At 45.8% G+C, this 13,040-nt stretch carries 7 protein-coding genes and 4 pseudogenes; 4 read left to right on the top strand and 7 right to left on the bottom strand.

The window, feature by feature from the left end; all coding sequences use genetic code 11:
• The first annotated feature begins 11 nt into the window (after positions 1–11).
• Positions 12–3,275, top strand: coding sequence for a type I restriction endonuclease subunit R, EcoR124 family (locus tag VIB_RS01040; protein WP_004394081.1), 3,264 nt, complete (start codon positions 12–14; stop codon positions 3,273–3,275).
• A gap of 211 nt (positions 3,276–3,486) precedes the next feature.
• Here the strand turns inward: VIB_RS01040 and VIB_RS17190 are convergent.
• Together VIB_RS17190 and VIB_RS01030 are read right to left on the bottom strand one after the other, a co-directional pair.
• Positions 3,487–4,002: pseudogene (locus VIB_RS17190) on the bottom strand (lipocalin family protein).
• 750 nt (positions 4,003–4,752) lie between these two features.
• Positions 4,753–5,672: pseudogene (locus VIB_RS01030) on the bottom strand (IS5-like element ISVa2 family transposase).
• An 81-nt stretch (positions 5,673–5,753) separates the two neighbouring features.
• Between VIB_RS01030 and VIB_RS01025 the strand changes: the two are divergent.
• Both VIB_RS01025 and VIB_RS01020 read left to right on the top strand, forming a co-directional pair.
• A pseudogene (locus tag VIB_RS01025) lies at positions 5,754–6,038 on the top strand (DUF416 family protein); the annotation flags it as partial.
• 167 nt (positions 6,039–6,205) lie between these two features.
• Positions 6,206–7,450: a mechanosensitive ion channel family protein gene (locus VIB_RS01020; protein ID WP_004394077.1), complete on the top strand. Its 1,245-nt coding sequence runs from the start codon at positions 6,206–6,208 to the stop codon at positions 7,448–7,450.
• Between the two features lie 47 nt (positions 7,451–7,497).
• Here the strand turns inward: VIB_RS01020 and VIB_RS01015 are convergent, their stop codons facing one another.
• The gene (locus VIB_RS01015) at positions 7,498–8,580 is read right to left on the bottom strand and encodes a CNNM domain-containing protein (RefSeq protein WP_040903702.1); all 1,083 of its coding nucleotides are present in this window, start codon (positions 8,578–8,580) and stop codon (positions 7,498–7,500) included.
• A gap of 175 nt (positions 8,581–8,755) precedes the next feature.
• Here VIB_RS01015 and VIB_RS01010 point away from each other — a divergent pair, with 175 nt between their 5' ends.
• Positions 8,756–10,114 carry an IS4 family transposase gene (locus tag VIB_RS01010; RefSeq protein ID WP_050782700.1) on the top strand — a complete coding sequence of 453 codons (1,359 nt, stop codon included), beginning with the start codon at positions 8,756–8,758 and terminating at the stop codon, positions 10,112–10,114.
• Here the strand turns inward: VIB_RS01010 and tnpC are convergent.
• The 4 genes and pseudogenes from tnpC to VIB_RS00990 all read right to left on the bottom strand — a co-directional run.
• A pseudogene (tnpC, locus tag VIB_RS01005) lies at positions 10,087–11,097 on the bottom strand (IS66 family transposase); the annotation flags it as partial. The gene VIB_RS01010 and the pseudogene tnpC sit on opposite strands and share 28 nt — an antisense overlap.
• A gap of 59 nt (positions 11,098–11,156) precedes the next feature.
• On the bottom strand, positions 11,157–11,501 hold the full coding sequence (gene tnpB / locus VIB_RS01000; protein WP_040903701.1) for an IS66 family insertion sequence element accessory protein TnpB: 345 nt from the start codon (positions 11,499–11,501) through the stop codon (positions 11,157–11,159).
• Between the two features lie 7 nt (positions 11,502–11,508).
• Positions 11,509–11,829 (bottom strand): IS66 family insertion sequence element accessory protein TnpA, encoded by a 321-nt coding sequence (gene tnpA, locus VIB_RS00995; protein WP_004394072.1) that lies wholly within the window; start codon positions 11,827–11,829, stop codon positions 11,509–11,511.
• Positions 11,830–12,368: 539 nt separating this feature from the next.
• A complete protein-coding gene (locus VIB_RS00990; RefSeq protein ID WP_004394071.1) occupies positions 12,369–13,019 on the bottom strand; it encodes a hypothetical protein in 651 nt (216 codons plus the stop codon).
• Positions 13,020–13,040 lie beyond the last annotated feature (21 nt).

Here is a 13,040-nt window from a genome sequence, read left to right as displayed (position 1 = left end):
GGAGCACCACCATGACGACGTTTAAAACCGAAGCACAATTTGAGCAGGCCTTTATCGAGGTGCTTACCCACAAGGGCTGGGAAAGCGATATACTTAAAAACAAAACCGAAGCGGATTTACTGCAAAACTGGGCGAACATTTTATTTGAGAACAATCGCCAGCAAGACAGATTAAACGACGTGCCACTGACGGCAACGGAAATGCAGCAGATTATTGAGCAGGTCAAAGAGCTGAAAACACCGCTTAAACTCAATGGTTTAATCAACGGAAAAACCGTGGCCATTAAGCGCGATAACCCCGCTGATGCCTTGCATCTTGGCAAAGAAGTCAGCCTAAAAATCTATGACCGCCAAGAGATTGCCGCAGGCCAAAGCCGTTACCAAATTGTGCAACAGCCTAAATTTGAACGTGGTAGCCCGCTGCGTAATGACCGCCGTGGTGATGTGCTGCTATTGATTAACGGTATGCCTGTCATTCATGTGGAACTTAAACGCAGTGGTGTGCCAGTAAGCCAAGCGGTTAACCAAATCGAAAAGTATTCCAAAGAAGGTATTTTTAGTGGCCTATTTTCACTGATCCAAGTGTTTGTCGCCATGGAGCCTAATGAGGCAAAATACTTTGCTAATCCGGGCATGGATGGCAAGTTTAACCCCGATTATCAATTTAACTGGGGGGACTTTAATAACGAAACCAAGAATAACGAAGCCATAAACGACTGGAAAGACATCTCTTCAACCTTGTTATCCATTCCCATGGCGCACCAATTAATCGGTTTTTATACTGTAGCCGATGATACTGATGGCGTGCTGAAAGTGATGCGCAGCTATCAGTATTTCGCCGCTAATGCGATATCGGACAAGGTGGCCAAAACCAACTGGCAGCAACTGGGTAGTGCGAATAACAAAGATCGATTAGGCGGTTATGTGTGGCATACCACAGGCTCAGGCAAAACCATGACCAGCTTTAAATCGGCGCAGCTGATTGCCCAATCTAAAGATGCCGATAAAGTCATTTTTTTGATGGATCGCATCGAGCTAGGCACCCAGTCTCTGGCCGAATACCGTAATTTTGCGAGCGATGGTGAAGATATACAAGCCACCGAAAATACCCATGTATTGGTCACCAAGCTAAAAAGCACTTCCCCAGCCGATACGCTCATTGTTAGCTCTATTCAAAAAATGAGTAATATTTTTGAAGCAGTAGATGATGAGGGGGCCGCAACTAACTCGGCAGATATTGAAAAAATCCGTGCTAAACGCTTGGTATTTATTATTGATGAGGCGCATCGCTCGACAATGAGTGGCGGCAAAGAAAACAAAGAAGGCATGTTGGTAAGGGTGAAAAAAACCTTCCCTAAAGCCCTTTTCTTTGGTTTTACCGGTACACCGATTCATGAAGAAAATAAGGTCAATAACAATACCACCACCGATGTATTTGGTAACGAGTTACACCGCTACAGCATCGCCGATGGCATTCGCGATGGTAACGTACTGGGCTTTGATCCCTATAAAGTGGCCACTTTTAAGGATGGCGACGTAAAAAAAGAAGTCGCGTTACAGCAAGCTAAGGCTGAGTCGGTGGCTGATGCGATGGCGGATCCCGTCAAAAAGAAAAAATTTAATCACTTTATGAATGAAGTGCCGATGGCGGGCTACAAAGATGCCACAGGGAAATATCATAAAGGCATCGAAGACTACGTACCTAAAAGCCAATATTTAACGGATGCTCACCAAGAAAAAGTCGTCAGTGACATCTTAGATAAATGGGATGTGCTCAGCCAAGGTAATAAATTCCACGCCATTTTAGCCACCAATAGTATCGCAGAGGCCATTGACTATTACCGCCGCCTAAAGGTCTCCAAACCGGAACTTAAGGTATCAGCGCTCTTTGACCCGAACATCGATAATGACGGCAGTGGCGATCGAGGCCCAACCTTTAAAGGTGATGGCCTAGAAGAAATCATGGCCGACTATAACGCTCGATACGGTCAAGATTTTGATTTTGCACGTCATGCCGCGTTTAAAAAAGATCTTGCTGCACGGTTAGCTCATAAGAAGCCTTATGAGCGCATTCATAACGCTCCTGAAAAGCAGCTCGATTTATTGATTGTCGTCGACCAAATGCTTACGGGGTTTGATTCCAAGTGGCTCAATACCCTGTATTTAGATAAGGTCATTAAATACCAAAACATTATTCAAGCTTTCTCGCGCACCAATCGCTTGTTTGGTCCCGATAAGCCTCACGGTATCATCCGCTATTATCGTTATCCGCACACGATGGAGCAGCATATCAACGATGCGGTAAAACTCTATTCCGGCGATAAGCCGATAGGATTATTTGTTGATAGGCTAGAAAGTAACTTAGAAGCAATGAATGAATTAGCGGCTGAGATGACCGAGCTTTTTGCTAACGCTGGCGTCGCGAATTTTGAAACCTTGCCCGATGATCTTGACGTTTGCGCCAAATTCGCCCAGCTCTTTAACAAATTTAACAAACATCTAGAAGCGGCCAAAGTGCAAGGGATGCATTGGGGGCAGTCTGTCTACACGGTTATAGACGCTTCAGAAGATGATAACGGTCTTAAGCGTGAAGTGTCGTTAACCATTGAAGAGCAAACCTATTTGGGGTTAGCCCTGCGTTATAAAGAACTATCATCAAAAGCTGATGGCAGCGGTGCAGGTGGCGGCGATGTGCCTTTTGATATCAGTGGCTATTTAACTGAAATTGATACTGGAAAGATTGATGCTGACTACATGAACAGTCGCTTTGATAAATATTTAAAAGAGCTAAACCAGCATAATGATCAAGCCAGCATTGAGCTTACTCTCAACGAGCTGCATAAGTCATTCTCATCATTGACTCAAGCAGAACAAAAGTACGCCAAGCTTTTCTTACACGATTTACAGCGCGGTGATGCAAAGTTAATCGAAGGTCATACTTTCAGAGATTACATCAACACCTACAAAGACAACGCTGAAAATGCCCAGATTAATGCCATTGTTAATGCGTTAGGTTTAGATAAAAGCCTGCTTGTCAACTTACTTAATGACAGTGTTAATGACAAAAATCTGAATAATTTCGGCCGCTTCGATGCACTTAAAGAAACCGTTGATAAGGCAAAAGCCAAAGTTTATTTTGAAAAATTAGATGGCCTAAGCATTCCACCCTTTAAGCTCAATATTCGCATCGATCAGTTTTTAAAGCAGTTTATTTTTGCTCAGACAAATGATCTGTTGAGTGATGTTGTGGATGAACTTGACGGAGCTATGGAATAATTTATTAACAAGGCGTCTCCCTCATTGTGAGGCTATCAGGGTTGTATCTTATCGCTTACTTGAAGCTGCAGCGGTGTTGGATACCTTCGTTTACTCCATGAACATAGTCTGTCTATGCTCATGGGGATTCACTCACTGACGCCGACCTGCAACTCCAAGTGGTTTGGGTATAAGTATATATTTGGCATTTCAATCAGAAATAGAGTTGAATTTATTGCTGTTGAACGTAAATGAGCCGATTTGTATCAAAACCTCGTTCTTTCGACATCTGAACGAATTTCTCAACAACATTAGGTTCGACAGTTGGCGTTCTTTAAAGTAACCACAGATATCCTGTATTTGGTCCTGACACAAAAGCGTAACTGTAGTTTTCACGATCTAACTCAAAAATCACGTAGGAACCATAAAATGGGCCAAAAAATGAAACTTTCAGATAGCCATCTGTCGGGCTATTGACAAAATAAGCTTTACCTTCAGCCTCTTTCCACTGGCCTTTATCTTCCGAATAACCACGATTAAGAACCGAAACACCGCCATCATTTCTAACTCGGTATTCCGCTGTGACCTGGCTTAACCCCCTTTCAAAGGAGTGGTCAAGTCGTGCTATCTCGTATCATTTGCCTAAATAATTATTCAGTTCAAAATCAGACACGGGTTTTACTGATTCGGGCATACCCAAGCAGCCATTTAACAAAGCTGATAAAATCATCAAAAAGAAAGCTCTCATCTCTACCCATCAATTAATGCACTATAACTTATTTGATATTGTTTATTTACCACTTTACCATCCTGTATTAAAAGGTAAACAAACAGAATTATGTCGTTGCTTATTTTGGTTAAAATTATGGTCAAATGAATAAGAAGCATAGCCTGATAAGGCGGTGAGAGGTTACCTTTTCTAACATTAAGATACGACAAGAGCCACTAAAAGTGGCTCTATTACGCGCTACCTGCAGTCAATACTCAATGAGCGGAAGAGAACAGGGCTATTTGAATTCATCTCTCTACAAGTGGAGCCGGAGCCGCGTTTCTTGTAGCATGCATCGGAAGTATATGCTTGTAATCTATCGAATTCAAATCTAGTTATTCATAATCGGTGACATCATGCAGGAATTGCTGGCAAACTTATGCCCGAAATCGTTTAGGTCTAATACCCTACATATTTAAAGGTATCCGCCCCATGACCCCCCACGGTGCGATATTATTACATTATTTGTGGTATTGCGATGAGCATTGGTTATTGGCTCTCTATGGCTTTGTTGCGTAATTCGGTCAGAGAACCAAACTGCCTGCAATTGGTTGATTCTTATACAATACACTGAGTTTCTGGCATACCAAGCCCTGTAAGTTTGTTCAGCGCTTTAATCATCGCGTAAGTTTCACCAACCTGAGCATTGTAGTTTCTCAGACTTAATCGCCCACCGGCTTTGTTGCTTAATTCGGTTGTAAGACATGGCAGTCCAAAGTTGTTCAGTTATTAAGCAATATACTGAGTTTCAGGCATACCAAGTCCTGTAAGCTTGTTCAGCGCTTTGATCATAGCGTAAGTCTCGCCAACCTGAGCATTGTAATTTCTTAGGCTTAATTTCCCACCTAGCAGCTGTTTTACTCGGTACATTGCTGTCTCTGATAGTGAGCGCTTATGATAGCCATACCGCTTTTTCCATTTCTGTTGGAGCCGTAGAGCTTTTGACAACCTACTGCTAAATTACGAGGGTGCCCTTGTTCCCAGAATGCAGCCCCTTCTCGTGGTGGGATAAGCGCAACCGCTTGCTTAATCCTTATCGCATCATGACAATTCCTTGTGTCATAAGCACCATCACCTGATATTTCAATTATTTTACGACGCGTTTGCTTGAGTAAGTTGGGGAGCACTTCGGCATCGGTTACGTTAGATAAACTCAGCTCTGCTGCGACTATTTCGTGAGTGCTTGTATCTACTGCAATATGCAGTTTACGCCAGACTCTGCGCTTCCCATCAGTACCATGCTTCTTGACCTTCCATTTACCCTCGCCATAAACCTTGAGGCCAGTGGCATCAATTGCCAGGTGTTGTATTGCTCCTCTGGTTTTGGTTTTAAATGAAACCTCAACTTCCTTAGCTCGGCGGCTTATACAGGTGTAGTGCGGGCAAACAAGCGGGATGTTAGCCAGCTTAAATACAGAGTCTAGAAAACCTTGTAGCGCTCTCAACGGCATAGAGAAAACGCGTTTTACCATCAGTGCTGTAGTAATGGCTAAGTCGCTGAATCGACGAGGTCTACCACGCTTGCCTTGTTTGTTTTGTTTCCACTCAGCTATCGTTTCCTCATCAATCCAAAAGGTCAGAGAACCACGGTTGATTAAGGCTTTGTTGTACTGTTTCCAGTTAGTTGTTTTGTAACGAGGTTTAGGCATGAGGCTACGACGATTGATGGGTGTAGCCGATCAGATCGTAGCTTCTAGATTTAGTTCCATCGATTTAAGCAACAAAGCCCGACAGCGCTGCATGGCCTGTTGGATCGCGATGATTTGTACGAATCGATGCAGAAAGTCAGCCAGATTTCGGTACAAACCGTCGCGCAATTGGAAGAAGCACAAACCGGTGAAACCATCACCAACGACAATCAGAAAGAGAACGAAGCCGTGTGCGAAGAGTGGGATGTGCAATGGGCCATCTACCGACCACTGCGTGAAGCGATTGAGCGCGATATCGACTTGATCAAAGATTTGCGTCAAGAGCTACGTGACGACTGCATCAGCAACATTGGTGTGTCACTGTAATTGATGGATGCGGGCGGGAGCACGCCTCCTGCCTGCGACGACCTGTCTGTTTTTCCCCTCTCGGCCTGCCCGCGGCCAATATTGTTATAAATTGTTAGCTGCCACAGCACGATACCCCATAATGCGTTAGGATGTGTATCACGTAGTCCAAAATGTAGGAGTAAAGGATGTTGCAGTCTTTGGAGACTTGGCTGGGCCAGTTTGGCATCGAAATGTCTCAGTTTATTAAGTTGTCAGAAGCGTTAGGTTTGATCGTGCTGATCGCGGTGGTGGTGCACATTGTGCTCCATCGAGGCGTGGTCGCGTGGCTGAAACGCCGCGCAGAAAAATCCGATGCGGTTTGGCGTCACGCGCTGTTTGCGGGCAAATTGTTTAGCCGCATCGCACTGGTGATTCAGGGCCTCTTGATTGGTGTGCAAACCAACCTATGGCTGGCGCCGGAGAGCGTGATTCGCGATGGGATTCTGACGCTGGTGGCACTGTGGATTGTGCTGTTTGCGTTGCTCGCCTTGTATTCGCTGCTGGATGTGGCGGACACACTGCTCTCGCGTACGCCATTGGGCCGCAACATGCCGATTCGCGGCATTGTACAGAGCCTGAAAATCGTCTTCTTTGTCATCGCGGCGCTGCTGACCACGTCGATTTTAGTGGGCAAATCGCCGGTGATTCTGCTCAGCGGACTTGGCGCACTGACCGCGGTCATCATGTTGGTGTTTAAAGATCCCATCCTTGGGTTGGTGGCTGGGATTCAGTTGTCAGCCAACAAAATGCTCAGTGTGGGCGATTGGTTGGAAATGCCTAAATATGGCGCCGATGGTGATGTGATTGACATCAGTTTGACCACCGTGAAAGTACAAAACTGGGACAGAACCATCACCACGATTCCAACTTACGCGCTGATTTCCGATTCGTTTAAGAACTGGAAAGGCATGCAAGACTCTGGCGGCCGCCGCATCAAACGCAGTGTGTTGATTGACGCCACCAGTGTGCACTTTTTATCGCAACAGGATATTGAGTATTTGACGCGCGCGAAACTGTTGGAGCCGTACATCAAAACCAAGTTGGAAGAGATCACGCAGCACAACCACAGTCAGCAGTTTGACGAGGAATGCTTAATCAATGGGCGTCGCCTGACCAATTTGGGCAGCTTCCGCGCTTATCTGGAACGCTACCTGCGTGCACATCCTGATATTCATCAAGGCATGACGTTGATGGTGCGACAGTTAGCGCCGACGCATGAAGGCATTTCACTGGAGTTGTACTGTTTTACCAACACCACCGCGTGGGTGGATTATGAGCGCATTCAGTCGGACATTTTTGATCATCTGTATGCGGTGTTGCCGGACTTTGGGTTACGGGCGGCGCAAGCGCCAACTGGGCACGATTTCCGTCATTTGCACGTCACGTCGTAAATACAACAACGCCCCTTATTTTTCGGGGCGTTTTTTTTGGCAGTGGGTTATTTGCGGCTATCGAGCGGCGCGTCCTCTTCTTCGTCGCGGCTTTCAATCACGCCGTGCTCGCGTTTCCAGCTTTCCCAGCGTTCGGTCGCGAGTTTTTGCATGTCGGTGGTGCGGTCCGCTTCGTCGATGATCTCTTCGCCAAGCAGATGTTCAAACACATCTTCTAGCGTCAACAATCCTTGCACGGTGCCGTATTCATCCACCACTAAGGACAGCTGCAGGCGGTTTTTCATCATCTGAGCAAACGCTTTGGGGAGCGTTTGGGTGTTGAGCAACACGTGAATCGGGCGCATCACCATGCCCAGTTGTTTGTCACCAAAGCCGCTTTGTTGCAACTTAAACAGTTCAAGGCGATGGACAAAGCCGATGATGTCGTCGATGTCTTCGCTGTACACCAGCGGGCGCGAGAACGGTGTGTCGCTGTGCTGGGAGAGAAATTCGTTGATGGTTAACGCGGCATTGACGCGAAACAGCACGGTACGCGGCGTCATCACTTGCGTGACCGGCACATCGCTGATGCTCAGCAGGTTGTTGAGAATCTTCGATTCTCCTTCTGCCAGTTCTCCGCTTTCGTTGGCGAGCAGCGCCATGGCCGACAGTTCATCGCGTATGCGTGGCACTTCAATGTTGCGCGCCAAGCGTTTGGTGATTTGCTGCGAGAACCAGACAAACGGCGTCAGACACCATACCATCCAATCGAGGATCACTGCACTGGCTGGTGCCAGTTGGCGCCAGTATGCCGCGCCAATGGTTTTGGGCACAATTTCAGATAGCACCAGAATGCCCAGCGTCAACACGGCTGAGAACACGCCGAGCCATTGGCTGCCAAAGACGACGGCGGCTTGTGCGCCTGCGCTCGCCGCTCCAATGGTGTGGGCAATGGTATTTAAGGTGAGGATCGACGCCAGTGGGCGGTCAATGTCGCCTTTGAGTCGAGCCAGTTTTTCAGCGGACGGATGCGCTTGTTGGCGCAACTGCGCCAGATAGCTGGGCGTTAGGCTGAGTAAAACGGCTTCAAGCACAGAACAAATAAACGATACGCTAATCGCCACAGTGACGTATATCGTAAGCAAAAGCATGCGGGTTCCTTAATGGTTATACCTATCATGACCCCCGAATGGGGATGTGTGACATTCGGGGGAGCAGCGTGGTCGTGTTTGCAAAACTGCCACGCTGATGGGCTAACACCGATCAGTTAAGCAAATGATCAGTTGAACGATCCTGTGATTGGTTGAAAATACCCTCAAGCATTTCATGTTTGAGGGTATTTTTTATGTTGGCTCACTGGCTCACTGGCTTATTGATGTTGATGACTTCGCTTCTCCTGATTCACTTGCGCTTTTTCAAAAAGAGCTTCCATTGGAATGGATAAATCAAGCACTTGATGAAACGAATAAAGCCAGCATGAGAAGACGAAAGCTACCTGCTGAGTTGGTCGTGTGGCTGCTAGTGGGTATTGGCTTATATCGCGACAGACCGATTACTGACGTTTTGGACAAGTTAGACTTAAAACTGTCCAGCTCTTTAGGTGAATCCATTGCGCCAAGTGCCATTCCTCAAGCCAGAAAACGTCTCACGGCAGAGCCACTAAAAGCGCTATTTACTATGACTGCTCAACACTGGACCCAGTCCGAAGATAGTGAGGATAAATGGTTTGGTTTAAGACTGTTTTCAGTTGATGGAACTCAATTTAGAACCCATGATACCGAGGCGCTTGCAGAGCATTATCAGTACGTAAAGCACAGTAAAAATCGTCACACCGCATACCCTATTGTTCGGCTATGCGCGCTTTGTTCTCTTCGCAGCCGCTTACTCCATGATGTCGCTTTTGGCCCTAGTTCAACCGGAGAAGTGAGCTACGCTAAACAGTTAATCTCATCAACAGTGCCTAACTCCCTCACAATTTTTGACCGATGTTATTTAAGTGCCGAGCTAATGATTAACTGGCAGCGTCAACACGGCTCTAGTCACTGGATGACCCCAATAAAATCGAATACACAGTATGAGGTCATTAGGAAACTAGACAAGGAGGGACGAGATTTAATTGTCGAAATGGATGTTTCACAACATGCGCGCAAGCAAGACCCAACTCTCCCAGAGAAATGGCAAGCGAGATTGGCCTTATATCCTGAATCAGAGCAACCTACCCATATAAAAGGCGTACTCACTTCTTTAACAGATAGCCAATATGACCTTCAATCCCTGTTGGATGTTTACTTCGAACGTTGGGAAATTGAGAGCAGTTATGGAGAGATAAAGCACGACATGCTAGAGGATGAACTTCTTCTCCGAAGCCAGTCTGTAGAAGGGATAGAACAAGAGGTATGGGGAATACTGATTGCTTACAATCTGGTTCGCTTAGAAATCAGCCGCATTGCGAAAGAAGCCAAGGTATCACCTCTTCGGATAAGCTTTATGATGGCACTTCGAGATATCCAAGATGAACTGATGTGGTGTGCGATAGCCTCACCCGGCTCAATCCCTAAAAAGCTGAGGGCAATGCGAGAGCGAGTAAAGCGTTACATTCTGCCAGAACGAAAAAAACGGCCCAAATCCAGGACCGTTCGTATGAGTAAAACTCGCTACCCTGTTCGCTCCAAACACGTTAAGTGATAGGAGTTAGCGTAACCATCACTTTGCAGATAGCCTGAGTAATCACCCAAGAAGTTCACGGGGCACACTCTCGCACGACTGTTTTGATAGTCGAACAAGACGATATTTTTCATGTCAGGGAGTTTAGCTTCAGGGGAGTCGGCTCCCGAGCAGTACAACCACATATAACATTGCTTGTCTTCCTTGAGCACATTGAGCGGCGTTTCATCGGCCTGAACCACCACTTGTTCGAGTAAGTGAGCCTTCAGTGCCTGATAAAGCGGTTTGAACTTTTCACTCACCTGGATTACCCACCTTGCCATGGTCGTTCTCGATAACTCGATACCTGATTGGGTGAACAATGTTTCCTGACGATACAGCGGAAGCGCATACTGATATTTGCCTAAGATAATATTGGCAAGCAGACTTTCGGTAGCGAAGCTTTTGGGGATGATACTTATCGGTGCGGGTTGTTGGTGAATGTGGCTTTTTTCAGCCTGTTGTTCACACTGACGACAGGCGTATTTCGGACGAACGACTTCCAATACTTTTAGGACGGCGGGCGTGAACTCGAGCTTTTCACTGCGGTCTTCGCCGATTTTATGCAAAATGTGTTGGCAGCATGAGCACTGCTTGTCGTGCTCATCTAGGTCAAGTACGAGTATTTCACGTGGCAAGTCTTTAGGAAGCGGTTGACGTTTACCACGACGTTTGATTGCCGTCGTTGTGGTGGTGATAACCTCATCTTCCGATTTCGCCGCTTCACATTCCACCTCATTAAAGAGGTCACCCTGTGCTTCGTTATACGGTTTTAACGCTTCCGAGCGTTTGGCGAATTGACGGTCAAGGGCCAGTTTAAACTGCTCAATTAAGGATTGGCGCTCTTGTTGCCATTGCGCTTCCTTCTTTTGCAGCTCACTTTTCTCCGACATCAACGCTTTCACCATAGCTTGAAGCTCGGCGATGTCTTGGCTTTCTGGGTTAATATCGGGCGTCTTTTTCATGGCATTGATTATACTAAAAACACCACGATAAGGCTTGGTATAACTGACTTTTATCGAGGTTAACTCATTGTAAAATTGTCTATTTTTATCTGTTTATGGCCGATTATTGTGAAGCCAGATAACAGTCTATCTAAGTCAAATTGAGTCAGGGTGTACATCTGTTTTTTCTCTTGAGTGGGCCATTTGAATTTGGCTTTTTCGAGCCGTTTGTACCACAGGGCAAAGCCCGTTTTATCCCAGTACAACACTTTGATTTTATCGCGTTGTTTATTGGTAAATAGGAACAGTGCGCCTGTGCCGAGCGGCAAATCGGTTTCAGACTCGATAATCGCCGCTAGGCCATTGATGGACTTTCTAAAATCCACGAACTCTCGATACAGGTAAACATTCGGGGCGCTCAACATTCGTTTTTCATGATAGTGCTCCGATTAACTCTGCCAGATACGAGGCAGGTGTACCCTGTGGAATGCTGAGTTCAGCGTCATTAATAAATAATGTCATGTTGGCGACGGGTGTTTGAGTTACTTGGTAGCGAGTCGTTTTTTCAACGACTTCAGCTTTGATAAAGCCACCAGTTTGAGATTGCCCAAAGCACTGCAATTGTTGACGTTTTGCATAAAAGGTCGAAAGACTCAGACTATGGCGCTCGCAGAAAACACGCTGGGATAGTTGACTGGATTGGTATTTTTCAAACAGGGTTTGCCATTCTTGGTCGGTACGTCGTTTTGCCATTTCAGATCTCCTTGAGGTTGGAGATTTGATCGTATAGCGTGCTGAGGTTGATTAGAATGCGGTGTTTATGATGCGCTTACGCCGGAGCCGCGTTTCTTGTAGCATGTATCGGAAGTATATGCTTGTAATCTATCGAATTCAAATCTAGTTATTCATAATCGGTGACATCATGCAGGAATTGCTGGCAAACTTATGCCCGAAATCGTTTAGATCTAATACCCTACACATTTAAAGGTATCCGCCCCATGATCCCACGGGGCGATATTGTTACATTATTTGTGGTATTGCGATGAGCATTGGCTTATTGGCTCTCTATGCACCCAATATTGAAAAATGGTGTGATAAACAATTGGGTAACCAAGATTAAGCTTGGTTATTGAGTCTTTTTTGTCTTCTTTCTATCTCAAGCGGTGTCTGCGCCGCGTTGTTCTTAATCATATCTTGTCCAGTGCCACCTGGCGGCGCTTTGGGAGGCTTAGTCGTTGGGCCGCCTTAAAAAAGAGGTTCGGGTTTTGCTTGGTTTTATAGTCATTACAATCTCAAATAATGGGGTAAGCAAGCAGGTCTGAAACGGTTTCTTGTTGATTGAACCAGTGGTATGTGTCGGAGCATCGCCATTTCATAGTTTTTGCCATGTAAGGCATGATGTTGGCAAGGTTCTGGTTGTTGAACACAGGCTCATGATGACCACAACGATTCCTAAATTTCCTGATGACATAGCACGCATCTTTAAGTTGTTTCCTTAGCTCTGGTGCTGTAATGGTTTTGGGTGCATTAGGAAATACATCATTTATATATGGCTTCCAAATGCGCCCATCGTGGCGTTTGGTTAATATGTTCTCAAAGAATACAAATTTAAGTTCAGGCAATAGTTTACCTACACCGTTATACCCACCTGAAAGCGCTTGATTCAATGTATGTTTGTCTTGGCTATTGAGTGAATTTACGAATACAGCATTTGTAGGCCAGTCTTGTCCATATCGCTTTGATAGGGCTTCGGAGATCGCATTACGTAGTGCAACTTCGTAGATATGTAAAGGAAAGAAAAATCTTGAGGCCAACTGAGCATTCCACTCATAGAGTTGAAGTGCGCTAATTGGACAGTCAGCCCCTTGAGCTGCAATAATGGCATTTCGGTATGTAGAAAACCGACTCACCGACAGAGTTTGTTCAATAGCATTGTGAGGCATTGAAGTTCCTTGAATATCGTT

It is taken from the genome of Vibrio metschnikovii CIP 69.14, assembly GCF_000176155.1.
Classification (GTDB): Bacteria; Pseudomonadota; Gammaproteobacteria; order Enterobacterales; family Vibrionaceae; genus Vibrio; species Vibrio metschnikovii.
Note: the sequence above shows the minus strand (reverse complement) of the source record. Positions and strands in the feature narration are given on the sequence as shown.